The sequence below is a fragment of the Achromobacter ruhlandii genome (assembly GCF_002082135.1).
Taxonomy (GTDB): Bacteria; Pseudomonadota; Gammaproteobacteria; order Burkholderiales; family Burkholderiaceae_B; genus Achromobacter; species Achromobacter ruhlandii.
In genome coordinates this window covers 5,586,796-5,610,849 of sequence record NZ_CP017433.1, presented here as the reverse complement: position 1 = coordinate 5,610,849, position 24,054 = coordinate 5,586,796, and the positions used below count along the sequence as shown (strand labels likewise).

Annotated in this window: 24 protein-coding genes and 4 tRNA genes; 12 read left to right on the top strand and 16 right to left on the bottom strand. The window is 65.8% G+C overall.

The window, feature by feature from the left end:
- Positions 1 to 17: 17 nt before the first annotated feature.
- The 5 genes from AruCF_RS25500 to AruCF_RS25480 form a co-directional block, all read right to left on the bottom strand.
- Positions 18 to 608: a DUF2946 family protein gene (locus AruCF_RS25500; protein ID WP_049071693.1), complete on the bottom strand. Its 591-nt coding sequence runs from the start codon at positions 606 to 608 to the stop codon at positions 18 to 20.
- Between the two features lie 2 nt (positions 609 to 610).
- Positions 611 to 946, bottom strand: coding sequence for a hypothetical protein (locus AruCF_RS25495; protein WP_049077498.1), 336 nt, complete (start codon positions 944 to 946; stop codon positions 611 to 613).
- A gap of 93 nt (positions 947 to 1,039) precedes the next feature.
- Positions 1,040 to 1,113 (bottom strand) — tRNA-Cys (locus AruCF_RS25490).
- A gap of 54 nt (positions 1,114 to 1,167) precedes the next feature.
- A tRNA-Gly gene (locus tag AruCF_RS25485) sits at positions 1,168 to 1,243 on the bottom strand.
- A gap of 425 nt (positions 1,244 to 1,668) precedes the next feature.
- Positions 1,669 to 1,744, bottom strand: a tRNA-Gly gene (locus AruCF_RS25480).
- A gap of 247 nt (positions 1,745 to 1,991) precedes the next feature.
- Between AruCF_RS25480 and AruCF_RS25475 the strand changes: the two genes are divergently transcribed.
- Positions 1,992 to 2,471, top strand: coding sequence for a carboxymuconolactone decarboxylase family protein (locus AruCF_RS25475; RefSeq protein WP_049071700.1), 480 nt, complete (start codon positions 1,992 to 1,994; stop codon positions 2,469 to 2,471).
- A 50-nt stretch (positions 2,472 to 2,521) separates the two neighbouring features.
- Here AruCF_RS25475 and pdxR read toward each other — a convergent pair whose 3' ends face one another.
- A complete protein-coding gene (gene pdxR / locus AruCF_RS25470) occupies positions 2,522 to 3,937 on the bottom strand; it encodes a MocR-like pyridoxine biosynthesis transcription factor PdxR (protein ID WP_049071702.1) in 1,416 nt (471 codons plus the stop codon).
- Positions 3,938 to 4,047: 110 nt separating this feature from the next.
- Between pdxR and AruCF_RS25465 the strand changes: the two genes are divergently transcribed.
- Both AruCF_RS25465 and AruCF_RS25460 read left to right on the top strand, forming a co-directional pair.
- Positions 4,048 to 4,494 carry a GNAT family N-acetyltransferase gene (locus AruCF_RS25465; RefSeq protein WP_049071704.1) on the top strand — a complete coding sequence of 149 codons (447 nt, stop codon included), beginning with the start codon at positions 4,048 to 4,050 and terminating at the stop codon, positions 4,492 to 4,494.
- Complete coding sequence (locus AruCF_RS25460; protein WP_049071706.1) at positions 4,491 to 5,132, top strand: FMN-dependent NADH-azoreductase; 642 nt, start codon at positions 4,491 to 4,493, stop codon at positions 5,130 to 5,132. The genes AruCF_RS25465 and AruCF_RS25460 overlap by 4 nt, the downstream gene beginning before the upstream one ends.
- A 36-nt stretch (positions 5,133 to 5,168) precedes the next feature.
- Here AruCF_RS25460 and AruCF_RS25455 read toward each other — a convergent pair whose 3' ends face one another.
- Both AruCF_RS25455 and AruCF_RS25450 read right to left on the bottom strand, forming a co-directional pair.
- Positions 5,169 to 5,438 carry an immunity protein Imm33 domain-containing protein gene (locus tag AruCF_RS25455; RefSeq protein ID WP_231891612.1) on the bottom strand — a complete coding sequence of 90 codons (270 nt, stop codon included), beginning with the start codon at positions 5,436 to 5,438 and terminating at the stop codon, positions 5,169 to 5,171.
- Positions 5,439 to 5,799: 361 nt separating this feature from the next.
- A tRNA-Gly gene (locus AruCF_RS25450) sits at positions 5,800 to 5,875 on the bottom strand.
- 285 nt (positions 5,876 to 6,160) lie between these two features.
- Between AruCF_RS25450 and murB the strand changes: the two genes are divergently transcribed.
- Positions 6,161 to 7,195 (top strand): UDP-N-acetylmuramate dehydrogenase, encoded by a 1,035-nt coding sequence (murB, locus tag AruCF_RS25445; RefSeq protein WP_049071710.1) that lies wholly within the window; start codon positions 6,161 to 6,163, stop codon positions 7,193 to 7,195.
- A 59-nt stretch (positions 7,196 to 7,254) separates the two neighbouring features.
- On the opposite strand, the gene dapB is transcribed toward murB, so the two are convergent.
- Both dapB and AruCF_RS25435 read right to left on the bottom strand, forming a co-directional pair.
- The gene (gene dapB / locus AruCF_RS25440) at positions 7,255 to 8,046 is read right to left on the bottom strand and encodes a 4-hydroxy-tetrahydrodipicolinate reductase (RefSeq protein ID WP_049071712.1); all 792 of its coding nucleotides are present in this window, start codon (positions 8,044 to 8,046) and stop codon (positions 7,255 to 7,257) included.
- A 17-nt stretch (positions 8,047 to 8,063) separates the two neighbouring features.
- The gene (locus tag AruCF_RS25435; protein ID WP_049071713.1) at positions 8,064 to 8,600 is read right to left on the bottom strand and encodes an outer membrane protein assembly factor BamE; all 537 of its coding nucleotides are present in this window, start codon (positions 8,598 to 8,600) and stop codon (positions 8,064 to 8,066) included.
- Positions 8,601 to 8,756: 156 nt separating this feature from the next.
- Here AruCF_RS25435 and fur point away from each other — a divergent pair, with 156 nt between their 5' ends.
- Positions 8,757 to 9,176 (top strand): ferric iron uptake transcriptional regulator, encoded by a 420-nt coding sequence (fur, locus tag AruCF_RS25430; protein WP_006223539.1) that lies wholly within the window; start codon positions 8,757 to 8,759, stop codon positions 9,174 to 9,176.
- A gap of 239 nt (positions 9,177 to 9,415) precedes the next feature.
- On the opposite strand, the gene recN is transcribed toward fur, so the two are convergent.
- Both recN and AruCF_RS25420 read right to left on the bottom strand, forming a co-directional pair.
- Positions 9,416 to 11,077: a DNA repair protein RecN gene (recN, locus tag AruCF_RS25425; protein ID WP_049071717.1), complete on the bottom strand. Its 1,662-nt coding sequence runs from the start codon at positions 11,075 to 11,077 to the stop codon at positions 9,416 to 9,418.
- 13 nt (positions 11,078 to 11,090) lie between these two features.
- Positions 11,091 to 11,990, bottom strand: a complete 900-nt coding sequence (locus AruCF_RS25420) for an NAD kinase (protein ID WP_049071720.1) — start codon at positions 11,988 to 11,990, stop codon at positions 11,091 to 11,093.
- Between the two features lie 129 nt (positions 11,991 to 12,119).
- Between AruCF_RS25420 and hrcA the strand changes: the two genes are divergently transcribed.
- The 7 genes from hrcA (at position 12,120) to dnaJ (ending at position 18,946) form a co-directional block, all read left to right on the top strand.
- The gene (gene hrcA / locus AruCF_RS25415) at positions 12,120 to 13,124 is read left to right on the top strand and encodes a heat-inducible transcriptional repressor HrcA (protein ID WP_049071722.1); all 1,005 of its coding nucleotides are present in this window, start codon (positions 12,120 to 12,122) and stop codon (positions 13,122 to 13,124) included.
- Positions 13,125 to 13,169: 45 nt separating this feature from the next.
- Positions 13,170 to 14,261, top strand: a complete 1,092-nt coding sequence (gene hemH / locus AruCF_RS25410) for a ferrochelatase (RefSeq protein WP_049071725.1) — start codon at positions 13,170 to 13,172, stop codon at positions 14,259 to 14,261.
- A gap of 12 nt (positions 14,262 to 14,273) precedes the next feature.
- Entirely contained in the window at positions 14,274 to 14,507 is a 234-nt protein-coding gene (locus AruCF_RS25405; protein ID WP_049071726.1) for a hypothetical protein, read from the top strand.
- Positions 14,508 to 14,725: 218 nt separating this feature from the next.
- Positions 14,726 to 15,283 carry a nucleotide exchange factor GrpE gene (grpE, locus tag AruCF_RS25400; protein WP_049071727.1) on the top strand — a complete coding sequence of 186 codons (558 nt, stop codon included), beginning with the start codon at positions 14,726 to 14,728 and terminating at the stop codon, positions 15,281 to 15,283.
- Positions 15,284 to 15,297: 14 nt separating this feature from the next.
- Complete coding sequence (locus tag AruCF_RS25395; protein ID WP_049071728.1) at positions 15,298 to 15,702, top strand: thioredoxin family protein; 405 nt, start codon at positions 15,298 to 15,300, stop codon at positions 15,700 to 15,702.
- Positions 15,703 to 15,783: 81 nt separating this feature from the next.
- A complete protein-coding gene (dnaK, locus tag AruCF_RS25390) occupies positions 15,784 to 17,709 on the top strand; it encodes a molecular chaperone DnaK (protein WP_049071730.1) in 1,926 nt (641 codons plus the stop codon).
- A gap of 109 nt (positions 17,710 to 17,818) precedes the next feature.
- Positions 17,819 to 18,946 carry a molecular chaperone DnaJ gene (gene dnaJ / locus AruCF_RS25385; protein WP_049071732.1) on the top strand — a complete coding sequence of 376 codons (1,128 nt, stop codon included), beginning with the start codon at positions 17,819 to 17,821 and terminating at the stop codon, positions 18,944 to 18,946.
- 127 nt (positions 18,947 to 19,073) lie between these two features.
- Here the strand turns inward: dnaJ and AruCF_RS25380 are convergent, their stop codons facing one another.
- From AruCF_RS25380 to AruCF_RS25365, 4 genes are all read right to left on the bottom strand, one after another.
- Positions 19,074 to 21,584 (bottom strand): TonB-dependent siderophore receptor, encoded by a 2,511-nt coding sequence (locus AruCF_RS25380; RefSeq protein WP_053085991.1) that lies wholly within the window; start codon positions 21,582 to 21,584, stop codon positions 19,074 to 19,076.
- A 135-nt stretch (positions 21,585 to 21,719) separates the two neighbouring features.
- Positions 21,720 to 22,724, bottom strand: a complete 1,005-nt coding sequence (locus AruCF_RS25375) for a FecR domain-containing protein (RefSeq protein ID WP_049071737.1) — start codon at positions 22,722 to 22,724, stop codon at positions 21,720 to 21,722.
- 14 nt (positions 22,725 to 22,738) lie between these two features.
- The gene (locus AruCF_RS25370) at positions 22,739 to 23,251 is read right to left on the bottom strand and encodes a sigma-70 family RNA polymerase sigma factor (protein ID WP_198512763.1); all 513 of its coding nucleotides are present in this window, start codon (positions 23,249 to 23,251) and stop codon (positions 22,739 to 22,741) included.
- Positions 23,252 to 23,578: 327 nt separating this feature from the next.
- On the bottom strand, positions 23,579 to 23,968 hold the full coding sequence (locus AruCF_RS25365) for a DUF4148 domain-containing protein (RefSeq protein WP_049071739.1): 390 nt from the start codon (positions 23,966 to 23,968) through the stop codon (positions 23,579 to 23,581).
- Positions 23,969 to 24,054: the final 86 nt, after the last annotated feature.

Here is a 24,054-nt window from a genome sequence, read left to right as displayed (position 1 = left end):
GCCGGGGTGGAGTGGAATCAGGCAGTGGGGTTGGCCTGGAAGCCCAAGGCGCCGGGCACCTGGGCGCGAACGATCGGGCGCAGCGGCGCCGCATCGTAGACGTTCGGCAGCGCGATGCGTAGCGACTGCGCAGGCGCCAGGCGATCGACGACGTCCAGCAGGGCGGCGCCTTCGTCCGTGACAAGCCGTTCCATCAGCGCCGCGAGATCGCGGTCCAGCACGATGCCCGGGCCCCGGTCCGTCATGGCGTACAACTGTCCGGCGTCGTCCAGCCACCAGCTGGTGACGGTGGTCACTGGCATGTCGGTGTGGGTGCGCAGCGAGCGGCCGTCGTCGTCCAGCCGCAGCACATAGGGCGCCGCGTCCAGCCGCAGGAAAACGCGTTGCGGGCCGTTCTGGAAAAACCAGCGACCCGTGTCGTCATGTTCGTAGTTGCGGTTGATGAAGCCCAGGATCTGGGGATTGGTGATGGATTCGCCGGCGCCGCCTCGCGCGGCCTGTCCTTGCGGATGCAGGCGCCAGCGGCCGCGCGGATCCAGCGACAGCCAGCCAAACACCGCCGGCACGTCGGGCCAGCGGGCGATGGCATCTTTCACCGAGGGATCCATGGTCAGGGGCGGATGATGATGGGCGGCGGGTTGATGACAATGGCGGGAGCGGGCATCGCCGGCACCAGCACGGGCTGCGGGGCATAGCCGTAGCGGTAGTCATCGCGGCATTTGCGCTTTTCGCGATAGTCGCCGTTGCGCTTCCATTTGCGCTCGACTTCGCAGGCGCCGTCCCAGTACTTTTCCTTGTACTCGCCGCGGCCATGGCCGTGGCCATGGCGATGATGATGGCGGTCGGAGTCGGCCTCTGCGGCCAGCGGCGCCAACGTCATCAACGTGGCGGCGGACAGGGCGAGCAGGGTGGGGCGGACGCGGCGCGGTGCGTGATGGTTGTGCATGGGATCGTCGTCAAATGAAAACGGCGTCACCTTAACAATCAATCGATTGACCGGGCGTAGGGATGGGTAACGAGATGCAGGGGGAAGAAATACTGGAGGCGCAAGCCGGAATCGAACCGACGTACACGGATTTGCAATCCGCTGCATAACCACTCTGCCATTGCGCCAGTACTGCAAGAAAAAAGGAAGCTCGGTATAGGCCGGTGCTTCCTTTTTGTATTTGGAGCGGGAGACGAGTCTCGAACTCGCGACCTCAACCTTGGCAAGGTTGCGCTCTACCAACTGAGCTACTCCCGCGGGGCACTGCGTTTGGTGAAACGGGTGTTGATTGTCTTGGGTTTTTAATCCGAAGCTTTCAACCTGCCGGCGCTTTCAGTCGGCTAAGCCACTTTTTGAAAGAGGCCGTGTCCACCAAAGACAGCGATTATACACAGTTTTTAGGACTTGTGCGGGTCTGTCCGTGCGGCCCGCAAAAAAGTCGCCGCAACGATGCGCGGCGGAGTTCGTCGCGAAGGTGCGCGACAGGTCCGCGCGCAGGGCGCATGGCATGAGGCGATGACGACATCGAGGCTCGGGACCGCAACGTAACACTGAAGGGGAAATCGACAAGAACTTGTCGTCGAGGCAAGCGGCGCCGATGATGCCTGGCGGTCCGTCTGGATAAGCACATCCGGCTGGTGATTCCAACGATGAGGCGACGTTCATGAAAACGGCGCATCAACTGGAGCGGGAGACGAGTCTCGAACTCGCGACCTCAACCTTGGCAAGGTTGCGCTCTACCAACTGAGCTACTCCCGCGCGGATACTGCTGTACTGCGAAGAGGCGAGAGTATACCGTAATTTGACGCCGGGGCAAGCGGGCGCCGCGTCAGGCCTGGCCTGGCGCCGCGTGGACGGGCGTGACGGGCAGGCATGGCCCGCGCGGCCCGTCACATGGCCCAGTCCAAATGGCGGTTCTTGGCGCTTTGCCGCCGCGGCTGCTGGCGGCACCATGTGGACATGCGGCGATGTCGTCCGCAATCCATTCCACATAGGTGTTCGCAACATGACCCAGCGCTTGAATTACTTCCAGGTTTCCGCCGAGCTGTCCAAGCATTATCTCGATTTCAGCGCGGCATTGAAAAAGAAGGCCGTCATCCGGGAGTTCAATGACCTCGTGACGATCCGCGCCTCGCAGATCAATGGCTGCGGCTTCTGCCTGGACATGCACGTCAAGCAGGCCAAGATCGGCGGTGAGCGTGAGTTGCGCCTGCATCATATCGCCATCTGGCGTGAATCCACGCTGTTCAGCCCGCGCGAGCGCGCCGCGCTCGAATGGACCGAGGCGCTGACCGTACTGCACCCGCACGGCGTGTCCGATGCGGTGTATCAACGGGTTCGCGGCCAACTGTCCGAAGAGGAAATCTCGGATCTCACCTTTCTGGTGGTGGGCATCAATGGCTGGAACCGCCTGAATGTCGCCTTCCGCACCGAGCCTGGCTCCTCCGACGAGGAGTTCGGTCTGGGCAAGGCCGGGTTGAAGTAGGCGGGGTTGCGGCAAGCGGCGGCGGGTCGCCGAGGGCGGATACGCCGCCGCTACATCAATTCCAGGATGCGTCGGCCTAGCTGCTCGGCGCGTTCCTGCGACTCGATGTTGGTGAAGCTCATCAACAGACCGGCGCCGCACGGCGCGTGGGTCGTCCAGCGCGACAGGGCGTGCGCGTAGATGCCGTGCTCGACCATGCGCTGCGCCAGCGGGCGGTCGGTCTGGTGGCCCTGCATCCGCACCAGCAAATGCATGCCGCCCGGTTGTGGATGAATCGGCATGGTGGGGCCGAACACTTTGGCCAGCCCCGCGGCGGTGGCGTTGCGGCGTTCCGAGTAGAGCCGCCGCATGCGCTGGATATGGCGCGCGAAATGGCCCTCCAGCATGAAGGCGCCGACCATGGCCTGGGTCAGGCCCGGGATGCCGTTGCCGAGCACCCGGTTCACGTCCTCGAAGCGCCGCACCTGGGCCTCGGGCACCACCAGGTACGCCAGGCGGATGCCGGGGAACATGACCTTGCTGAAGGTGCCCGCGTAGAGCACGCGGCCATGGCGGTCCAGGCTCTTGAGCGCCGGCAGCGGCCGGCTGACGTAGCGGTATTCGCCATCGTAGTCGTCTTCCACGATCCAGCGCTGATTGCGCTCGGCCCATTCCAGCAGCGCCTGGCGGCGCGTCAGCGACAGCGTCACGCTCAGTGGGCTTTGGTGGGCGGGCGTCACGACCGCCGCGCTCGCCCCCGGCGCCTGCGCGATACCCCGCGACACCATGATGCCCTCGGCGTCGACTTCCACCGGCGCGAACGTCAGGCCGGAATGCTTGAGCAGCTCGCGCGTCGGCGGGTAGCCGGGATCTTCCACCCAGACCTGGTCGCCGGGGTGCAGCAGGGCCTGGATCACCAGGTTCAGGCTCTCGCGATAGCCGGACGTGATGAACACTTGCGCCGGCGAGCAGTGGATGCCGCGCGCCACCTGCAGGTGCGCGGCGATCGCGTTGCGCAGCGCGGGCAGCCCATCGGCGGGCGGGTAGGACAGGTCAGCCGCCTGCGTGGCGCGCAGGTGGCGGGCGCCGAGCCGCGCCCAGATCTTGCGTGGAAAGGCGTCCAGCGCTGGCAGGCCCATCTGGAATGGCAGCAGCGTAGGCGGCTGGCGCCAGGTATCGGGGTCCGCCTTGGCGGGCGCTGGAAGCGGCCGCGGCGTGGCCTGCGCCTGCAAGCCCGGCGTGACTATGGTGCCGGCCTGGCCGCGCGGCTGTACATAGCCTTCGGCATGCAGCAGCGAGTAGGCCATCTCGATCGTGCCGCGCGCCACGCCCAGGTCCTTGGCCAATGCGCGCGCGGACGGGATGCGGTCGCCCGGCTTGAGCGTGCCCTGGGCGATGGCGCCGCGGAAGCGCTCGTAGACCTGCCGGTACAGCGGTTCGTCGCCGGAAACGGCGGGCGGCAGGTTGGCAAGGGAGGTGGGCATCATGGCCTAGTCGAAAGGTCAATTTATGGTTCTTCAAATTATGTCATGGCTTCCTTAGCATGATGTTCATGCCCGCTATGGCGGCGGGTGATTTCTTTCCAGACAGGATCTTCATGAGTCAACCTGACATTCGCCCTATCGAAACCGACGAGGCGCTGCGCGCCTGCTTTCCGGTCATGCGGGAATTGCGCCCGCACCTGGCCGGCGAGCGCGATTTCGCCGAGCGCGTCGCGCGCATGCGCGCCGAGCGTTACGCCCTGTTGGCGGTGTGGGAGGGCGACGCGCCGGTCGCGCTGGCTGGCTACCGCTTCCAGGAAAACCTGATCTATGGCCGTTTCCTCTACGTCGATGACCTTGTCGTCACCGAATGCAGTCGCGGCTCGCGCCATGGCGCCAGTCTGCTGCAGGCGCTCGAGCGCATGGCGCGCGAGGCCGGTTGCGCCAAGCTGGTGCTGGACACCGGCCTGGCCAACGCGCTGGCGCAGCGCTTCTACTTCCGGCAAGGATTGCTGACGGGCGCGATGCGCTTCAGCAAGGTGTTGGAGGGGGCGGTCGCATGAGCGTCCTGCGTTTGACCTGCAGTCCGCGCGGCGCGGCATCGGAGAGCCTTCGGCTGTCGCGGTTCATCCTCGATGGACTGGCGCGGGCCGATGCCAGGCGGGGCCGCGACCTTGTCGAGATCGACGCCAATCCGCTGCCGCATGTGGATGCCGAATACGCCTGGGCGCTGGGCTCGCCGGCCGACCCCGACGGCGACTCCGCCGGATCGTTGCGCCAGTCCGACCACCTGATCCAATCCCTGGTCGATGCCGACTACGTCGTCATCGCCACACCGATGCACAACTACACCGTGCCGTCGGCGTTGAAGGCGTGGATCGATCATGTGGTGCGGGTGCGCAGCACGTTCACCGTGACGCGCGCAGGCAAGGTCGGGGTGCTGGCCGACAAGCCGGTTTTCGTGGCGGTGTCGTCGGGCGGCCTGTTCTCCGGGGCCGAGGCGCGCCAGCCGGATTTCCTGACGCCCTACCTGAAGGCGGCGCTGGCCACCATCGGCCTGAAGCGCCTGACGTTCTTTTCGGTGGAGGGCACCGCGATGGGCGGGCAGGCGCTGGAGGCGGCCCGGCTGCGGGCCCGCGCGGAGATCGATGCGTACTTCACGAAAGCGGCGGATACCTTGGTCGATGCGTTCGTCGCCTAGCGGCCGCGCGGCGTTGCTCGCCGGACTGAGGGGCGTCTAGGCTTCCATCCACACGTCTTCGTAACCCTGGTCGTCGATGATGAACTTCGCGCCCGGCGGCAGGCGCAGGTAGTCGACGACTCGCGGCAACAGCGTCGCCAGGTGCGCGGTGTGGATGGGTTGGTAGAAGTCGTCGGCGTCCGAGTGTTCGCCACAGTGGATGAACCAGCCGATGGTGCCGTCCCGGGGCAATGCGATGCGCGTGCCATGGATCGGCATCGCGCCCAGCGTGCGCAGGGCGACCGCGACCATTTCTTCAGGCGCCATGCCTTGCATGCCGTATCTGTCGCAGATCGCGTCCTGCACAGCCGTTTGCGGAGATGTCGCCATGCTTGCCGTTTCGGTTGTGGGTTCCGGGTGCGTCGCCATTGCTGTCAGTGTCGCCGCTTTCGGCGGATCTGCCACGAACATTCTTGGCGGCCCTGCCACGAACATTCCTGGTTTACTGCCCGTGCTCACTTACCTGCGGCGCAGATGTTGCTCGCACGCAGGTGTTGCTCGCACGCAGGTGTTGCTCGCATTGACAGGGCTTCGGGAGAAAACTGTGGTGATCGACGCGGAAATGAAAAAAGGGCCCGCAGGCCCTTTCTTGCAACATGCGCAGTGTGAAGACACTGCCCATAAAATCTGGAGCGGGAGACGAGTCTCGAACTCGCGACCTCAACCTTGGCAAGGTTGCGCTCTACCAACTGAGCTACTCCCGCATGGGTCCGCAATTTCTGGCTTGGTGAAAATTCCACGCAGTGCCAGTGCAAACCATTTCTTATTGCCAACCACTTTCGTGGTTGCCTGATCAACTTGGTTATCGATCAGAAGGCGCGCATTCTACATGATTTTTTTCGATCGTGCTTGCCGCTGGCAGATTGCTGGGGCAGGCGGATCGCGCTTAACTTCGCGTGGCCAAGGCTGCAACTGAGTGCCGTCTGGCTGCCAAGCTCAATCAAGTAATATGAGCGAAGACAGAAAATATAGCACACCCGGTAGTATCCATGTCAAATTCCTCTGCCACCGCACCTGTCCTCATCCCCGAGGCGCGGGACCTTTCCGCCTTGAACACCCTGGGCCTGGCGTCGACGGCCCAGGCCTGCGTCACGCTCGACGATGTGGCGCAACTGCCGGCCCTGTCGGCCTTGGCCGCGCGGCACGACCGGCTGCTGGTGCTGGGCGGTGGCAGCAATGTGGTGTTGCCCGAGACCGTGCCGGGCCTGGTGGCGCGCGTGGCGCTGCGGGGCGTGCGCCTGCTGCGGGCCGAGCCCGATGCATGGCTGGTGGAGGCGGCAGGCGGCGAGACCTGGCACGACTTCGTCGCCGAGTGCGTGAGGCAGGGCTGGGACGGCCTGGAAAACCTGGCATTGATCCCGGGCACGGTCGGCGCGGCGCCGGTGCAGAACATCGGCGCCTACGGGGTCGAGCTGGCCGATCGCTTTGACAGCCTGACGGCCTGGGACGTGCAGGCGGGCCGGTATGTCGACCTGAGCGCGGCCGAGTGCCGCTTTGCCTATCGCGACAGCATTTTCAAGCACCAGCGGCCCGGACGTTGGGTGATCGTGGCGGTGCGCTTGCGTCTGCCGCGGCCCTGGCGGCCGGTGTTGTCGTATCCGGACCTGCAGCGTCATCCCGGCCTTATGGGCGAGCCCTCGGCGCGCGCCATCTTCGAGGCGGTCTGCGAGATCCGGCGCGCCAAGCTGCCGGACCCGGCGGTCACCGGTAACGCCGGCAGTTTTTTCAAGAATCCCATCGTGTCCGCGGCGCAGCGCGAAGCGCTCGTCTCCCGTTATCCCGGCCTGGTGTCGTATGCGCAGCCGGACGGCAGCTACAAGCTGGCGGCCGGCTGGCTGATCGACCAGTGCGGCTGGAAGGGGCGCAGCCTGGGCGCGGCCGGGGTGCATGACCGGCAGGCGCTGGTGCTGGTGAATCGCGGGGGCGCCACCGCCGCCGACATCCTGGCGCTGGCGCGCGCGATCCAGGATGCGGTCGCCGAGCGCTACGGCGTGGCGCTGGAGCCGGAGCCCGTGGTGGCGTGACCGGGTGCTGCATGAAAAAAAGGACCCTCGCGGGTCCTTTTTTCATGGGCGCGAAGGGATCAGAGTCCCAGCACCGCCTGCATGTCGTACAGGCCGTTGTGCTTGCCTTCCAGGAAGCGGGCGGCGCGCAACGCGCCTTCGGCGTAGGTGGCGCGGCTGGCCGAGCGGTGCGTGATCTCGATGCGTTCGCCGATGCCGCAGAACGACACGGTGTGGTCGCCGACGATGTCGCCGCCGCGCAGCACCGAGAAGCCGATGGTGCCCGGCTTGCGCACGCCGGTGTCGCCGTGGCGGCTCCAGGTGGCCACGTCGGGCAGGGCCACGTCCCAGGCCGAGGCGATGGTCTCGCCCATCTTGAGCGCGGTGCCCGAGGGGGCGTCGACCTTGTTGCGGTGGTGGGCCTCGAAGACCTCCACGTCGTAGCCCGAATTCAGGATGCGGGCGGCCATGTCCAGCAGCTTGAGCGTGGCGTTCACGCCCACGCTCATGTTGGGCGCGAACACGATGGCGGTTTTCTGCGCGGCCACTTCGATGGCGGCGCGGCCGTTGTCGTCGAAGCCGGTGGTGCCGATGACGGCCTTCACGCCCAGCTTGGCGCAGGCCTGCAGGTGCTCCAGCGTGCCTTCGGGGCGGGTGAAGTCGATCAGGCAGTCGGCGTTGGCCAGCGCGCCCAGGTCGTCGGTGATGGCGACGCCGGTCTGCTGGCCGAGCGGGGCGCCCGCGTCCTGGCCCAGCGAGGGCGAGCCCTTGCGGTCGAGCGCGACCGCCAGTTGCAGGCCGTCGGCCTTCAGGACGGCGTCGATCAGCATCTGGCCCATACGGCCGCTGGCGCCGGCGATAGCAATACGCATGAAGAAAATCCTTGGATTTAGCGCAGCGGCTCGGGCGCGTTGCCGGGCTGGCCGGGGTATTGGTTCATCGGGCTGGTGGGGGCGGCGGCGTCGCGTTTCTTCTGCTCTTCTTCCTGCTTGAGCCGGGCCTCGTCTTCGCTCAGGCGCTTGTCGGCCTTTTCATCGGCGGTGGCGCTGGGCGTGTTGATCTGGTAGGGCTGCAGGTCGGGCTGCTTGTCGCCTTCCCAACGGGTCAGCCGGTCGTTCTCGAACCAGACCGTGAACTTGCGTTCCTGGGCCTCACCGTAGCCGGGCTTGTAGTAGTAAGGGTAGTCCCAGCGGTTGGCGTGCAGCACGCTGGTCAGGGTGGGGCTGCCCAGCGCGAAGCGGACCTGTTCGCGCGTCATGCCCGGCTGCAGCAGCGCCACCTGCTCCTGGGTGATCCAGTTGCCTTGCTGGACACCGGCCTTGTAGGGGAAGCCCCACTTGTCCCCCGTGCAGCCGGCGAGGGCGACGGCCAGGGCGGCGATGGCCAAACCGGTCTTGAGCGAGCGGGAAGGAATTCGTGCAATCATGGACACTACGCGCCCCTATTATTTGGAAGCAGACAAAACCGTTATCATAAAGGTTTCATAAGGATAGTTCTGCGGGGCGGCAGGAATTCTGGGGAGCCGGCTCGCGGTTACCAAGTATCCTTGCCCATGCCAACGCGGACGGAGAGCGATTACACCATGAGCGACCAAAGCGAACTGAAAAACATGGGTTTGAAGGCGACTTTCCCGCGCCTGAAAATTCTTGATATCTTCCGTAAGTCGGACCAGCGCCACCTCAGCGCCGAAGACGTCTACCGTGCCCTGATCGGCGAAAACGTCGAAATCGGCCTGGCCACCGTCTATCGCGTCCTGACCCAGTTCGAACAGGCCGGCATCCTTGCCCGCAGCCAGTTCGACAGCGGCAAGGCCGTGTTCGAACTGAACGACGGCGATCACCACGACCACCTGATCTGCACCAACTGCGGCAAGGTGGTTGAGTTCTCCGATCCGGACATCGAGAAACGCCAGCAAAAGATCGCCAAGGACAACGGCTTCGCGCTGGAAAGCCACGCCATGGTGCTGTACGGCATCTGCGGCAGCTGCCTGAAAGGCCGCTGAGCTTTCTTCGCCTCGGACCTGCCCCACGGCCGCGCTCGCCGTGGGTAGTTGAAAGCAAAAGCCCCTTCTATAGGAAGGGGCTTTTTTTATTCTCGGACTGAATCAGGCTGCGGACCATTGCGATACGGGCTGTCGGCGCAAAGGCGGCCGGCGCCCGGTTTTTCTGGGGGCGCACGCGCCCCGGATGTGCTTGCGCCGCATCAGGCCCGCGAGGAGCGGGTTGCCTGGCCCCCGCAGGTTCAGGCCGGCGCGCGGCCGAAGCCTGCCAGCATTTCGCGGGCGTGCTCGCGGGTGGTGGCGGTGAGCTTGATGCCGCCCAGCATGCGGGCGATCTCCTCGACCCGGGCGCCTTCATCCAATTCTTCGATGCGCGAGCGCGTGGTGCCGCGCGATTCGGTCTTGCTGACCAGGAACTGGTTGTTGCCGCAGGCGGCGACCTGCGGCAGGTGGGTGACGCACAGCACCTGGTGGCGCTCGCCCAGTTCGCGCAGCAGCTTGCCGACGGCTTCGGCCACCGCGCCGCCGACGCCGCTGTCGACCTCGTCGAAGATCAGGGTGGGCACGCGCGCCGCGCGGCTGGCAATGACGGACAGCGCCAACGAGATGCGCGACAGTTCGCCGCCGGATGCGACCTTCGCTAGCGGCCGTGGCGTGGTGCCGGCATGGCCGGCCACCAGGAACTCGACGTGTTCATTGCCATGGGCCGACGGCGCGGCGGCGGCCAGCGTGGGCTCGAACTTGCCGCCTTGCATGGCCAGCGTCTGCATCGCTTGCGTGACCTGCTTGCCGAGATCCTTGGCGATCTTGCGGCGCGCCGCCGTGAGCTTGGCCGCGGCGGCGTCGTACTGCGCCTGCGCCGCCTGCGCCTGGGCGCGCAGCGCGTCGATATCGGCGGCAGCCTGCAGGGCCGAGAGTTCGGCGTGCAAGCTGTCGCGCAAGGTGCAGAGTTCGTCGGGTTCGGTGCGGAATTTGCGCGCTGTCTCGAACACCGCGCTCAGGCGCGCCTCGACGTCGGCCAGCCGGCGCGGATCGAGATCGACACGGCTGACGTAGTTGTTCAGGTCGGACACCGCTTCGCTGATGGCGATGCGGGCCGATTCGAGTTCGTCGTAGATGCCCTGCAGGCCGCTGTCGTGCCGCAGCATCTGCTGGATGCGGTGGTTGGCCGCGGTCAGCCGGTGGTGGGCCGAATCGCCTTCGCCATCGAGAGCGTCGAGGATCTGGGTGGCGCCGTCCAGCAGCGACTGCGAATGCGACAGGCGGGTGTGCTCGGATTGCAGCGATTCCCATTCGTCCGGCGCGAGCCCGAGGCGATCGAGTTCGTCGACCTGCCATTGCAGCCGCTCGCGTTCGGCGGCCAGGCCCTCGGCGTCTTTTTCGGCCAGCTCCAGCTGGCGCGCCAGCGCGCGCCATTGTTTCCAGGCCTGGCCTACCGCCTGGCGCAGGTCGCCGTGGCCGCCGTGCGCGTCCAGCAGGTCGCGCTGGGCCTCCGGACGCATCAGGCTCTGGTGCGCATGCTGGCCATGGATGTCGACCAGGCTGTCGCCCAGTTCGCGCAATTGCGCGACCGTGGCCGGGGTGCCGTTGATGTAGGCGCGGCTGCGGCCCTGGGCGTCGATCACGCGGCGCAGGGCCAGTTCGTCGTCGGCGTCAATCTCGCGTTCGGCCAGCCAGGCGCGCAGCGCCGGCGGCGTGTCGAAGACGGCGGTGATATCGGCGCGAGCGGCGCCTTCGCGCAGCACGCTGACGTCGCCGCGCTCGCCCAGCGCCAGCGCCAGCGCGTCGATGAGGATGGATTTGCCCGCCCCGGTCTCGCCGGAGAAGACGGTGAAGCCGGGACCGAAATGGATCTCGGTCTGCTCGACGATGACGAAGTCGCGGATGTGCAGGGTGCGCAGCATGTCGGGGCGCTTACTACTCTACGTTGTCGGTGGCCTGCGGCATCAGGTTCCAGTGCAGCTTGCGGCGCAGGGTGGAAAAGAAGCTGTAGCCTTCCGGATGCACGAAGCGGATGGTGTAGGGCGCGCGCTGCACGACGATGCGGTCGCCGGGCTGCAGGTCGGACCAGGTCTGCATGTCGAAATGCACGCTGGCGCCGACCTCGACGCGGCCCATGGCGGTGAGCGTCATGTTCAGCACGCCGGTGTCCGGAATGACGATGGGACGGTTGGACAGGGTCTGGGGCGCCACCGGCACCAGCACCATGGCGTTCATGCCGGGGTGCAGGATCGGGCCATTGGCAGACAGCGCGTAGGCGGTCGAGCCGGTGGGGGTGGCGATGATCAGGCCGTCGGCGCGCTGGGTGTACATGAAGGCGCCGTCCAGTTCGACGCGCACTTCGATCATGCCGCCGCGTCCGGCGCGGTTCAGCACCACGTCGTTCAGCGCCGAGGCCGCGTACATCTGCTGGTCGCCGCGCCAGGCGCTGCCTTCGAGCAGCATGCGTTCCTCGATCTGGAAGTTGCCTTCCAGCACGCGCGTCAGGGCGCCATGCGCGTCCTGCACCGGGATGTCGGTGATGAAGCCCAGATGGCCATGGTTGATGCCGACCACCGGCACGCCGTACGGGGCGAGATGGCGCGCGGCGCCCAGCACCGTGCCGTCGCCGCCCATGACCACCGCCAGCGAGGCGTCCTGGCCGATCTGTTCGTAGGTGGCGACGGGGTATTCCGTCAGGCCGGTGTTGCGGGCCGTGTCGGCATCGACGAGCACCTGCCGCCCGGCCTGCGTGAGCGCGTGCGCGAGCGCCCTTAGCGGAGTGGCCAGGCCGGTGTCCTGGTATCTGCCGATCAGCGCGACGGTAGGAAAGTGCATGGTGGCAAGGCGAGTCAGAAAAACGAAATTGGTCCGGAATCGGGCCAGTTAGCCGATTATATGGGGCCGCATATCGGCTTGCGGGACAAAAATCGCCTCAACTGGAAAAGATTCCCTAAAATACCCGCTATGGATGACCGCGCACGCGCACTACTGAAAGCGTTGATCGAACGCTACATCGCCGATGGGCAACCAGTCGGCTCGCGGACGCTATCGAAGGTTTTCGATCTGTCGCCCGCCACCATCCGCAACGTCATGGCGGACCTGGAGGAATTGGGGCTGATCCATAGTCCGCACACCTCGGCGGGGCGCATTCCGACGCCGCGCGGCTACCGCATGTTCGTCGATTCCCTGCTGGCGGTGCAGTCCTACCAGCTCGAACCGCACAACATGGGCGAGATGCTGGCCGCGGCCGAGCCCACCCGCGCGGTCAATGCCGCCGCGGCGCTGCTTTCCAACCTGACCCAGTTCGCCGGCGTGGTGCTGACTCCCAAGCGCGCCCAGGTGTTCCGCCAGATCGAATTCATCCGCCTGTCGGACAAGCGGGTGCTGCTGATCATCGTCACCCCCGACGGCGACGTGCAGAACCGCATCCTGTTCGTGCAGCGCGACTACGCCGAGGCCGAATTGCTGGAGGCCGGCAACTTCTTCAACGTGCACTTCGCCGGCAAGTCCTTCGACGCGGTGCGGCGCACCCTGTCCACCGAACTGGCGCAGTTGCGCGAAGACATCTCGCGGCTGATGCAGGCGGCGGTCGAGGCCAGTGCCGAGGCCGCCGAGGACGGCGATGCCGTGGTCATTTCTGGCGAGCGCAAGCTGCTGGACGTCACCGACATCGCTTCCGACATGGACCGGCTGCGCAAGATGTTCTCGCTGTTCGAGAAGAAGACCGACCTGCTGCAACTGCTCGACGTGTCCAGCCGCGCGCAGGGCGTGCAGATCTACATCGGCGGCGATTCCCAGTTGGTGCCGATGGAAGAAGTCTCGGTCATCACGGCGCCCTACGGCGTGGACGGCAAGGTGGTCGGAACGCTCGGCGTCATTGGCCCGACCCGCATGGCCTACGAACGCGTGATTCCCATCGTGGACATCACGGCGCGTCTGCTGTCCAACGCCCTCAGCCACAACCAGTAGTTCCATTCGAACCGACATCCTCCTCGCGGAGGAAGGGGAGTTTTTGTGTTTCTTCGCCTGTTCAAGTATCTCTGGCCTGAACGCTACCTGCCCGAAGCCGAGCAGGACGACCCATTCAATGAAGACCCGCCGCCGCGCGCGCCGGGCAAGGTCGGCGTGCTGCTGGTGAACCTGGGCACGCCCGACACCCCGGGCAGGAAGGACATCCGCAAGTACCTGGGCGAATTCCTGTCGGACCCGCGCGTGATCGAGATTCCGCGCTATCTTTGGAAGCCGATCCTGCACGGCCTGGTGCTGACGCTGCGTCCCAAGAAACTGGAGCCGCGTTACGCCGGCATCTGGCTCAAGGACGGCTCGCCGTTGATGGTCTACAGCCGCCGCCAGGCCGAAGGCGTGCAGGCCGCGTTGGCCGCGGCCGGGGTCGAGGCGGTGGTGGAGCTGGGCATGCGCTACGGCAACCCGTCGATTCCCGACGCCATCTCGCGCCTGCGCGCGCAGGGCTGCGAACGCATCCTCACCGTGCCGCTTTATCCCCAATACGCCGCCAGCACCACCGCCACGGTGGTCGATGCCGTCACGCGACATGCCGGCCGGCTGCGCGACCAGCCGGAAATGCGCTTCATCAAGCGGTTCCACGAGGACCCCATCTATCTCGATCCGCTGGCCGCCAGCATCGAAGCGTACTGGCGCGAGCATGGCAAACCGCAGAAGCTGGTCATGAGCTTCCATGGCCTGCCGCGCTATTCCATCGAGCTGGGCGACCCGTACTACCGCGACTGCATGGAAACCGCGCGGCTGTTGGCGCAGCGCCTGTCGCTGCCGCGCGAGCAGATCGAGGTGACCTTCCAGAGCCGTTTCGGCACCGCCCGCTGGCTCGAGCCCTACACCGAACCGACCCTCAAGGCGCTGGCCGCCTCGGGCGTCACCGAGGTGGATGTGGTGTGTCCGGGATTTGTGGCAGACTGTCTGGAAACCCTGGAAGAAATCAGCCTGGAGTGCCGCGACGCCTTTCTCGGCGCGGGCGGCAAGCAGTTCCGTTACATCCCGGCGCTGAATGATGATCCGGCCTGGATCGCGGGGTTGGCCACCCTGGCGGAACGCCACTTGCGGGGATGGCCCACACATTCACGGACTTGAAGGAGAGGGCGCATGCACCATGATCCCAAGACGGGCAAGGTTGTGAAAAAGGGGAACGTCAGCACCCCGGTGGACGAGGATCAGGTCGAGCACGAGCTGGACGAGGCGCTGGCCGAGACCTTTCCCGCCAGCGATCCCATCGCGATCAACCCGGAACCCGATGACGATCCGCGCGTCGACCGCGCCCTGAAAGAGAGCTTTCCCGCCAGTGATGCCGTCGCCCCGGCGCAGCCGCACAAGAAATGATCGGTGCCTGATGGCGCCGGCTATGCCGCAAATCCGGATCTTGGCTGGTTTTTACGGCTAATGCTGCATTTTTAGAGATTTTTGCCGGATTTTTCAGCGTCGTCGCCCATTGCCGCGGCAGCGGTGCGCGGCGGGGAATATTTGCTTTCCCGGGCTTGAAATAGGGGTATTGGCCCCCATTCATGTCTGCGAAAGCCATTCTTTTTGGAGGATTCCCCATGACGGCACCCAACGAGCCTGTAGATCAGACGCCCGGATTCGGCGACGACGCCGATGCGGCCCCCGCCGCCCAGGACGCCGCGCAGGCCGAGCTGAACGAGTTGCGCGCCCAGCTGGACGCGGCCCAGGCTACCGTCAATGAGCAGCAGGACCAGCTTCTGCGCATCCGCGCCGAGGCCGAGAACGTGCGCCGCCGTGCCCAGGAAGAAGTGTCCAAGGCACGCAAGTTCGGCATCGAGTCGTTCGCGGAAAGCCTGGTGCCGGTCAAGGACAGCCTGGAGGCCGCGCTGGCCCAGGCCGACCAGACCGTGGACACGCTGCGCGAAGGCGTCGAGGTCACGCTCAAGCAGCTCGCGGCCGCCTTCGAGCGCAACATGCTCAAGGAAATCGCGCCGGTCCAGGGCGACAAGTTCGATCCGCACCTGCACCAGGCCATTTCTTCGATTCCGGCCGAGCAGCCCGCCAACACCGTGGTGCAGCTGCTGCAGAAGGGCTACGCCATCGCCGACCGCACCCTGCGTCCGGCCCTGGTGGTGGTGTCCGCCGGCCAAGGCTGACCGGACCGCGCGCCATGACCGATCCCAGGTTCGACCCGGCCCAGGTTTTCGCGGTGTTCGGCATGCGTCATGTCGATACCGCGGGATTCGACGCCGCCGTGGTCCAGGCGCCGGGATCGGACCTGCGCTGCGTGTTCCTGTGGGGCCAGGATTGCTATAACTGCAATCTTTTCAAGCAGGCGGCATTGCTGCACCAGGACACCCTGCTGGGCCTGGACCTGAGCTGGTTCGAGGCCGATGTCTACGCCGATGAACCCCTGGGCCGCCGCTTTTCCCTGCATGGCGTCCCCACTTTTGTGCTTTACCGGGCCGGAAAGCGGCTCGGCCGCATCACCGGTTGGCCCGGATTGCCCCAGTTCACGGCGGCCATCCGGCGCCTGCAGGAAACGCCGGCGGAAAATTCCAGCCAGGCGTCTTGAAAAACCCTGCGGGCAGCCCCAGTTATGTGGGGACAGGAAATTTCTCTCCAATTTCATAGATCTATCCAAGGTAACCCGACCATGAGCAAAATTATTGGCATCGACCTGGGCACGACCAACAGCTGCGTGGCTGTCATGGACGGCGGTCAGGTCAAGATCATCGAAAACGCCGAAGGCGCCCGTACCACCCCCTCGATCGTCGCCTACATGGACGACGGCGAGACCCTGGTGGGCGCGCCCGCCAAGCGCCAGGCAGTGACCAACCCCAAGAACACCCTGTACGCGGTGAAGCGCCTGATCGGCCGCAAGTTCGAGGAAAAGGCGGTGCAGAAGGACATCAACCTGATGCCCTACGCCATCGTCAAGGCCGACAACGGCGACGCCTGGGTGGAAGTGCGCGGCAAGAAGATGGCGCCTCCCCAAGTGTCGGCCGACGTGCTGCGCAAGATGAAGAAGACCGCCGAGGACTACCTGGGCGAAGAAGTCACCGAAGCCGTCATCACGGTGCCGGCGTACTTCAACGACAGCCAGCGCCAGGCCACCAAGGACGCCGGCCGCATCGCCGGCCTGGAAGTCAAGCGCATCATCAACGAGCCGACCGCGGCCGCGCTGGCCTTCGGCCTGGACAAGACCGAAAAGGGCGACCGCAAGATCGCCGTCTATGACCTGGGCGGCGGCACGTTCGACGTGTCCATCATCGAAATCGCCGACGTCGATGGCGAAAAGCAGTTCGAAGTGCTGTCGACCAACGGCGACACCTTCCTGGGTGGCGAAGACTTCGACCAGCGCATCATCGACTACATCATCGGCGAGTTCAAGAAGGAACAAGGCGTCGATCTGTCCAAGGACGTGCTGGCCCTGCAGCGCCTGAAGGAGGCCGCCGAAAAGGCCAAGATCGAGCTGTCGTCGGCTCAGCAGACCGAGATCAACCTGCCGTACATCACGGCCGACGCCTCGGGTCCGAAGCACCTGAACCTGAAGATCACGCGCGCCAAGCTGGAAGCGCTGGTCGAGGAACTGATCGAACGCACCATCGAACCCTGCCGCGTGGCCATCAAGGACGCCGGCGTGAAGGTTTCCGACATCGACGACGTGATCCTGGTCGGCGGCATGACCCGCATGCCCAAGGTCCAGGAAAAGGTGAAGGAATTCTTCGGCAAGGATCCGCGCAAGGACGTGAACCCCGACGAAGCCGTCGCCGCTGGCGCCGCCATCCAGGGTTCCGTGCTGTCGGGCGACCGCAAGGACGTGCTGCTGCTGGACGTCACCCCCCTGTCCCTGGGTATTGAAACCCTGGGCGGCGTGATGACCAAGATGATCCAGAAGAACACGACCATCCCGACCCGGTTCTCGCAGACCTTCTCGACCGCTGATGACAACCAGCCGGCCGTGACGATCAAGGTGTTCCAGGGCGAGCGCGAAATCGCCGCGGGCAACAAGGCCCTGGGCGAGTTCAACCTCGAAGGGATCCCGCCGTCGCCGCGCGGCATGCCGCAGATCGAAGTCACGTTCGACATCGATGCCAACGGCATCCTGCACGTGTCGGCCAAGGACAAGGGCACCGGCAAGGAAAACAAGATCACCATCAAGGCCAACTCGGGTCTGTCGGAAGACGAGATTCAGCGCATGGTCAAGGATGCCGAGGCCAACGCCGAGGAAGATCACCGCGTCGCCGAGCTGGCCCAGGCCCGCAACCAGGCCGATGCGCTGGTGCACGCCACCCGCAAGTCGCTGACCGAATACGGCGACAAGCTCGAGGCGTCCGAGAAGGAAAGCATCGAGGCGGCCATCAAGGCGCTGGAAGACACGCTGAAGGACGGCGACAAGGCCGCCATCGACGCCAAGGTCGAAGCCCTGTCGACCGCCTCGCAGAAGCTCGGCGAAAAGATGTACGCCGACATGCAGGCGCAGCAAGCGGCCGGCCAGCAGCAGGCCGCCGACAACGCGAAGCCGGTGGACGACAACGTCGTCGACGCCGACTTCAAGGAAGTCAAGCGCGACCAATAATGGCCGGGCGCTGACCTGCCTCTGCCGCCCGGTAGCCGGAGAAATCCGCCTACCGGGCGAACTCATTCTGTAGCACTGAAAAGAAGGCTCTCCCCCGAGCCCACCGATCATGGCAAAACGCGACTATTACGACGTCCTGGGCGTGGCGAAAAACGCTTCGGACGACGAACTCAAGAAGGCCTATCGAAAGCTGGCCATGAAATACCATCCGGATCGCAATCCGGACAGCAAGGAAGCCGAAGAGAAGTTCAAGGAAGCCAAGGAAGCCTACGAGGTCCTGGGCGATGAACAGAAGCGCGCCGCGTACGACCGCTATGGTCACGCGGGCGTCGATCCCAACGCCGCCGGCATGGGCGGCGGCATGGGCGGCGGGTTCGCCGACGCCTTCGGCGATATCTTCGGCGAGATCTTCGGCGGTGGCGGCGGTGGCCGCCGCGGCGGCGGTCCGCAGGTCTATCGCGGCGCCGACTTGAAGTACGCGCTGGAGATCACGCTGGAGCAGGCCGCGGCCGGCTTCGACACCGAGATCCGCGTGCCCAGTTGGGAAAACTGCGACACCTGCCACGGTTCCGGCGCCAAGCCCGGCACATCGCCCAAGACCTGCCGCACGTGCGGCGGCTCCGGCGCGGTGCGCATGCAGCAGGGTTTCTTCAGCGTGCAGCAGACCTGCCCGACCTGCCATGGCAACGGCAAGGAAATCACCGATCCGTGCACGGCCTGCGATGGCGTCGGCCGCATCCGCCGCAACAAGACCCTGCAGGTCAAGATTCCGGCCGGCATCGACGATGGCATGCGCATCCGCTCCAGCGGCAATGGCGAGCCGGGCATCAACGGCGGCCCGCCGGGCGATCTGTATGTGGAAATCCACATCAAGCAGCACAAGATCTTCCAGCGCGACGGCGACGACCTGCACTGCGAGTTGACCATCCCGTTCACCACGGCGGCGCTGGGCGGCGAACTGCAGGTGCCGACCCTGGGCGGCAAGGCCGAGATCTCGATTCCCGAAGGCACGCAGTCCGGCAAGACCTTCCGCCTGCGCGGCAAGGGCATCCGAGGCGTGCGCGGCAGCTATCCGGGCGACCTGTACTGCCACGTGGTGGTCGAGACGCCGGTGCGCCTGAGCGACGACCAGAAGAACATCCTGCGCCAGTTCGAGGCCTCGCTGAACGACGGGGGCGACCGCCACTCGCCGCAAAGCAAGTCCTGGACCGACCGCGTCAAGGAATTCTTCAGCTGAATCGGCTGAACTGAATCCGCCGCCAGCCGGCGGACCACGGCCCAGGGCCCGGATGCGATCCGGTCCTGGGCCGTTTGCTTTGGCGTCGTACCGATGACGCCCGGCGTTGGCGTCGCGCCGGCGCCGCCTAGAAGTCGCCGCGCAGGGTCAGCATGACATTGCGCGGCTCGCCATAGAAGTTGCCGTTGTTGCTGCCCACACTGGTGTAATACGTCTTGTCGAACAGGTTGTTCAGGTTGACCGAGGCGGCCCAGTGGTTGTTGATCTGGTAGCGGGCGTAGGCGCTCCAGATGGCGTAGCCGGGGCTGTTGACGCGGATCGTGCCGGCGTCGTAGCTGCTGGTCTGGGCATTGACGCCGCCGCCCAGGGTCCAGCGGTGCGCGGCGCCCGCCAGCTTATAGGTGGTCCAGACGCGCAGCATGTGCTTGGGCGTCAGCGAATTCAGCGGCTTGCCCTGGTTGGTCTCGTCTTCCAGATAGCGCGTGGTGTTGAAGGTATAACCGGCGAACAGGTTCCAGCCGCGCAGGATTTCACCGCTGATCTCCGCGTCCACGCCCTGGCTGCGGACCTTGCCGGCCGCGATCGAGCAATACCAGCCGGCGTCGCAATCGGGGCTGCTGCGGTAGTCGGTCTGGGCCCGGTTCTTCTGGTCGACGCGGAACAGCGCGATGGCGGTGTTGATGCGGCCGTCCAGCAGTTCGCCCTTGAGGCCGATTTCGTAGTTGGTGCCCAGCAGGGGATCGAGCGGCCTGCCGCTGCTGGACTTCTCGCTTTGCGGCTTGAAGATATCGGTGTAGCTGGCGTATGCCGTCCATTGCGGGCTCAGGTCATAGAGCAGCCCGGCGTAGGGCGTGAACTTGCCGTTCTCGCGGCTGCCGTAGGTCGAGTTCTCGCTGTAGCGGCTGCCTGTGGTGCGGGTGTCCCAGATCGTGTCGTACCAACTGACGCGCCCGCCCAGCACCAGCTTGAGCGGATCGTCCAACTGCAGGCGGGCGGCGCCGTACACGCCGTACTGCAGGCCGCGGCCGTCGCGGTGCTCGCGGAAGTTGGCGTAGAGCTGGCCCTTGGTCGGCTCCGGAATCGAGCCGGGCCGGTAGTCATAGACGTTGCCGACCCAGTAGTCGTTGATGCTGCCGTAGTCGGTGTTGACATCGTTGCGCGCGTAGTTGGCGCCCAGCACCAGTTCGTGGGTACGGCCGAAGGCGTCGATCTTGCCCAGCAGGTTGGCGTCCACGCCGGTGATGCCGATGTCGGCTTCGGTGATGTCCGCCGCTGTCGCGCTGATGTTCGTGCCGGCGGCGGCCTCGCGGATGGGGCTGTTGAACTTCATGTCGTGGCGTTCGCGCAGGTGGATGGCGGCGACACGACCCTGCCAGTTGTCGTTGAAGCGGTGCGACAGGTCGAAGTAGAACGTCTCGGTGGTGGACTTGCGGCGATTCCAGTCGGCGCCCATGTAGTACGCGCGCGACACGTCCAGGGGCGAGCCGTCGTCATAGGCGGGGAAACCGCGCATGTTGGGGCGGCCGCGGCTGGTTTCGGAACTGAAGCCGATGCTGGCGCGCGTGTCGGGTGTCAGGTCGTATTCGAGGGTGCCGTAGAAGGTCTGGTCGCGATTGTTGGCGTAGTCCACATACGAGCCGCGGGTCTCGTAGTCCACCACTGCGCGGCCGCGCAGGGTGCCGGATTCGTTCAGCGGGCCGCCTCCGTCGACCTGCATGCCATAGTGGTCCCACTGGCCGGCCTTGGCGATGACGCTGAAGCCCGCTTCGGGCAGGGCGCGCTTGCGTACCAGGTTGACCGCGCCGCCCGGTTCGCCGCCGCCTTGGAGCAGGCCGGCCGCGCCGCGCAGCACTTCGACGCGGTCATAGATGGCGGTGCCGCCGCCGAAATTGCTGGCGCGGCCGTACATGCTGCGATCGAGCGGGATGCCGTCGTATTGGTAGGAGGTATTGCGAAAGCCGCGCGAATACACGTACTTGCCGGCCTGGGGGCTTTGCTGCAGGGTGATGCCGGTGGTGTTGGCAAGGGCGTCGTAAATTGAGGTGAGCGACTGTTCGTCCAGCCGTTGGCGCGTCACGACGCTGATGGACTGCGGAATGTCCCTGAGCGATTGCGCGCCTTTGGCGATGCTGGTCGCGCCGCTGGTGTAGGAGCCCGAGCCCTCGGTCGTCACCTCGTGGCTGCCCAGCACCATTACCGGCTCCAGCACCGAGGCGTCGCCTTGCGCGAGCGGCAAGCGGCGCAACAGGTAGCCGCCGGCCGGCGCCGGCACGGCTATCAGGCCCGTGCCGGACAGCAGTTGGCGCAGCCCTTGGTCGATCGGATAGCGGCCTTGCAGGCCGGCGGTGTCGCGGCCCGCTGTCAGTTCGGGATCGGCGGCGACATTGATCTGTGCGGCCCGCCCGAAGGCGCCGAGCGCGACGTCCAGCGAACCCGGCGCGATGGTGAAGGCGATCTCGGCGACGGGCGCGGTTTGCGCCTGGGCTTGCGCCCCCGTCGTCAGCACGGCGGCGCCGGCCATGGTCGGCAGGGCGCGCAATGCCAGGGTCAGCGCGGAAACGAGGAAGGGCTGCGGACGCGCGCGGCGCGCGGGGGATGGGCCGCGCCGGGATGCGCGCGGGTGTTGCGGTGTGGCCATGATGGTCGGAGGTCCTGTCTCGTGGAAGGGCGAAGGGAACGCGTGCGCCTCGCGTCCGTCTACCTGTCTTTCGAACGAGACTGGAAAATCTGCCGGGCGGTTACAAATTTGTTTTCTGCGCGGGCCGGCCGCGGATCAGGCCGGCACCACCGTCACCCAATACCGCGTGCGGTAACGTACCCGCACTCCCAGCACGCGCGCCAGCAGCGCCAGGGCCTCGTCGGTATCGTCCAAACGGAAGGCGCCCGTGACCAGCTTGCCGGCCAGTTCGGACTCGCACTGCACCAGGCCCTGCCGATAACGGCCGAGTTCGGCCAGGAACCGATCCAGTCGCATGCGATTGGCGACCAGCATGCCGTCGGTCCAGGCCGCGGCGGCGGTGTCCAGCGGCGCGACGGTGGATGGGCCGGCCGGGCCGAACAACGCCTGTTCGCCGGCCCGCACCACGCGCTCGACCCCGCCGGCGCGGATCGCCACCGCGCCTTGTTGCACCGCGACCAGGCTCTGGCGGCCGTTGTCGGCATGGTCACGCACGATGAAGCGGGTGCCCAGCGGCACCAGCTCGCCATTGCGGGTAACTACCTTGAAGCCGCGGCCTTCGGGGTCGGGCGCGGTGGTGACCTGGATCTCGCCTTCGCGCAGCAGGATGCGGCGCTCCTGGCGTGTGAACTGGACGTAGAGATTGGTGCCGGTGTTCAAGGCCAGCGCGCTGCCGTCGGACAGGGTGACCTGGCGCTGTTCGCCGACGGCGGTCTGGTAGCGGGCGCCACCGGTCCAAAGCGCCTGCGGATCGCGGCACAGCCACAGCGCCGCGCCGCCGGCGCCGATGCCCGCGAACATCCATTTGAGACTGCGGCGGCGCGCCTGGTCGGCGCCGGCCGCCAGCACCGTTCTGGACGCCGCGCCGGTGGGCGCGCGACTGCCGACCCGGTTGAAATCCCGGCTCATGGCGCTGAGCCGTTGCCAGGCCAGTTCGTGGCTCGGATCGGCCTGACGCCATTGGTCACAGGCGCGGCGGGTGCGCTCGTCGGCATCGCCATGCAATCGCACCAGCCATTCAGCGGCCTGCGCCACCACGCTGGCGTGCACCGCCACGCGCTTGTCGGCCCGCGGTGGGGCAATCAGGGGTTGTGTGCTCATGGTCGGCGCGGCGCTCAGGCGTACATCACCTGGTAGCAGCGCTGCCAGGTTTTGATCATGTCTTTCTGCACTACGTTGACCGACACCCGCAGCGCCCGGGCGATCTGCTCGTACGGCATGCCGTCGAGCTGGGCCATGAGGAAGGCGGCGCGGGCGCGCTGCGGCAGGCCGTCGATCATGGCGCTCAAGGTGTCGAGCGCTTCGAGCACCAGCGCCAGTTCCTCGGGCGAGGGGGAGACGGGTTCGGGCTGCTGGGCCAGCGCATCGAGGTAGGCGCGTTCCAGCGACGCGCGCCGGAACTGGTCGATGGCCAGCCCCTTGGCGATGGTGGTCAGATGCGGGCGCGGCGCCAGCAGGATGGGGCGGATGTCCTGCCGCAGCACCCGTTCGAAGGTGTCGTGAGCCAGGTCCGCCGCGTTGTCGCGGTCGCCGTTGAGTTTGCGGCGCAGGAACGACAGCAGCCAGCCATGGTGATCACGGTAGAGGTCCGTGATGGGATCCGGCGGGGCGATGGGGAGGCAACTCAAGGCGGACTCATTTATTTGCTAATGAGAATTATTATATTGAATTGCGACAATCACGCATCCGCATCGCCATCGGACGGACGAAAAAAACCGCGGCTTGCGCCGCGGTTTCACTGCAGGTACTACAACTTCTTGCTTCAGACTTCGTACTGCTAACCGTACTGCTAACTACAGGTGCTGCCTCTTCCAAAACAGACTTCGTACTGCTGACTACGGATGCTGCTGACTACAGGTACTGCTACTTCCACTGCTAGGTCCGCCGCTGTAACCTGAAAAAACCGACCCCGAGCCATGATGCCACCCGAGGCCGGCCGGGCTACAGCAAGCAGCTCACCGGGTGATCGGCGGGTATTCGAGTTCGCCGAACGTGTATTGGCCGCTGGCCTTGGCCTGGGCAAGTTCCTGCTGGACTTCGGCGCGCGACTTGACGCCGGCCGCGGCCGCCTTGACGGGCGGGTACTGCAGTTCGCCGAAGGTGTATTCGCCGCTGGTCTTGGCTTGTTGCAACTGGGCCTGCACTTCCTGCGAGCTCAGGCTGGTGGCCTGGGGCAGGGCGGGCGGGTAGTCCAGTTCGCCAAAGGTGTATTGGCCGCTGACCTTGGCCTGTTGCAGTTCGGTCGCCACCTGGGCGCTCGACTTGGCTTGCTCGACACCGGCGGCTTGCGCGCCGGCGCCAGCCAGGGCTAGGGAAATCAGAAGGGTAGTCGTCAGGGTTTTCATAATGACCTCCAATGTTGTTGGACGGGGCCGAATCCGGCGGCCCTCCGTCGTGGTTCGTTGTTTGTTCCCGATGACTGAATTGTGCG

What these genes read in the sequence shown, in the direction of transcription:
- AruCF_RS25500 (WP_049071693.1), bottom strand. Translation starts at nt 608, where the DNA reads ATGGATCCCTCGGTGAAAGATGCCATCGCCCGCTGGCCCGACGTGCCG.
- AruCF_RS25495 (WP_049077498.1), bottom strand. Translation starts at nt 946, where the DNA reads ATGCACAACCATCACGCACCGCGCCGCGTCCGCCCCACCCTGCTCGCC.
- AruCF_RS25365 (WP_049071739.1), bottom strand. Translation starts at nt 23,968, where the DNA reads ATGAAAACCCTGACGACTACCCTTCTGATTTCCCTAGCCCTGGCTGGC.
- AruCF_RS25465 (WP_049071704.1), top strand. Translation starts at nt 4,048, where the DNA reads ATGAGTCAACCTGACATTCGCCCTATCGAAACCGACGAGGCGCTGCGC.
- pdxR (WP_049071702.1), bottom strand. Translation starts at nt 3,937, where the DNA reads ATGATGCCCACCTCCCTTGCCAACCTGCCGCCCGCCGTTTCCGGCGAC.
- AruCF_RS25375 (WP_049071737.1), bottom strand. Translation starts at nt 22,724, where the DNA reads ATGAGCACACAACCCCTGATTGCCCCACCGCGGGCCGACAAGCGCGTG.
- fur (WP_006223539.1), top strand. Translation starts at nt 8,757, where the DNA reads ATGAGCGACCAAAGCGAACTGAAAAACATGGGTTTGAAGGCGACTTTC.
- dapB (WP_049071712.1), bottom strand. Translation starts at nt 8,046, where the DNA reads ATGCGTATTGCTATCGCCGGCGCCAGCGGCCGTATGGGCCAGATGCTG.
- dnaK (WP_049071730.1), top strand. Translation starts at nt 15,784, where the DNA reads ATGAGCAAAATTATTGGCATCGACCTGGGCACGACCAACAGCTGCGTG.
- AruCF_RS25455 (WP_231891612.1), bottom strand. Translation starts at nt 5,438, where the DNA reads ATGGCGCCTGAAGAAATGGTCGCGGTCGCCCTGCGCACGCTGGGCGCG.
- hrcA (WP_049071722.1), top strand. Translation starts at nt 12,120, where the DNA reads ATGGATGACCGCGCACGCGCACTACTGAAAGCGTTGATCGAACGCTAC.
- AruCF_RS25435 (WP_049071713.1), bottom strand. Translation starts at nt 8,600, where the DNA reads ATGATTGCACGAATTCCTTCCCGCTCGCTCAAGACCGGTTTGGCCATC.
- AruCF_RS25405 (WP_049071726.1), top strand. Translation starts at nt 14,274, where the DNA reads ATGCACCATGATCCCAAGACGGGCAAGGTTGTGAAAAAGGGGAACGTC.
- AruCF_RS25420 (WP_049071720.1), bottom strand. Translation starts at nt 11,990, where the DNA reads ATGCACTTTCCTACCGTCGCGCTGATCGGCAGATACCAGGACACCGGC.
- murB (WP_049071710.1), top strand. Translation starts at nt 6,161, where the DNA reads ATGTCAAATTCCTCTGCCACCGCACCTGTCCTCATCCCCGAGGCGCGG.
- dnaJ (WP_049071732.1), top strand. Translation starts at nt 17,819, where the DNA reads ATGGCAAAACGCGACTATTACGACGTCCTGGGCGTGGCGAAAAACGCT.
- grpE (WP_049071727.1), top strand. Translation starts at nt 14,726, where the DNA reads ATGACGGCACCCAACGAGCCTGTAGATCAGACGCCCGGATTCGGCGAC.
- AruCF_RS25460 (WP_049071706.1), top strand. Translation starts at nt 4,491, where the DNA reads ATGAGCGTCCTGCGTTTGACCTGCAGTCCGCGCGGCGCGGCATCGGAG.
- AruCF_RS25475 (WP_049071700.1), top strand. Translation starts at nt 1,992, where the DNA reads ATGACCCAGCGCTTGAATTACTTCCAGGTTTCCGCCGAGCTGTCCAAG.
- recN (WP_049071717.1), bottom strand. Translation starts at nt 11,077, where the DNA reads ATGCTGCGCACCCTGCACATCCGCGACTTCGTCATCGTCGAGCAGACC.
- AruCF_RS25380 (WP_053085991.1), bottom strand. Translation starts at nt 21,584, where the DNA reads ATGGCCACACCGCAACACCCGCGCGCATCCCGGCGCGGCCCATCCCCC.
- AruCF_RS25395 (WP_049071728.1), top strand. Translation starts at nt 15,298, where the DNA reads ATGACCGATCCCAGGTTCGACCCGGCCCAGGTTTTCGCGGTGTTCGGC.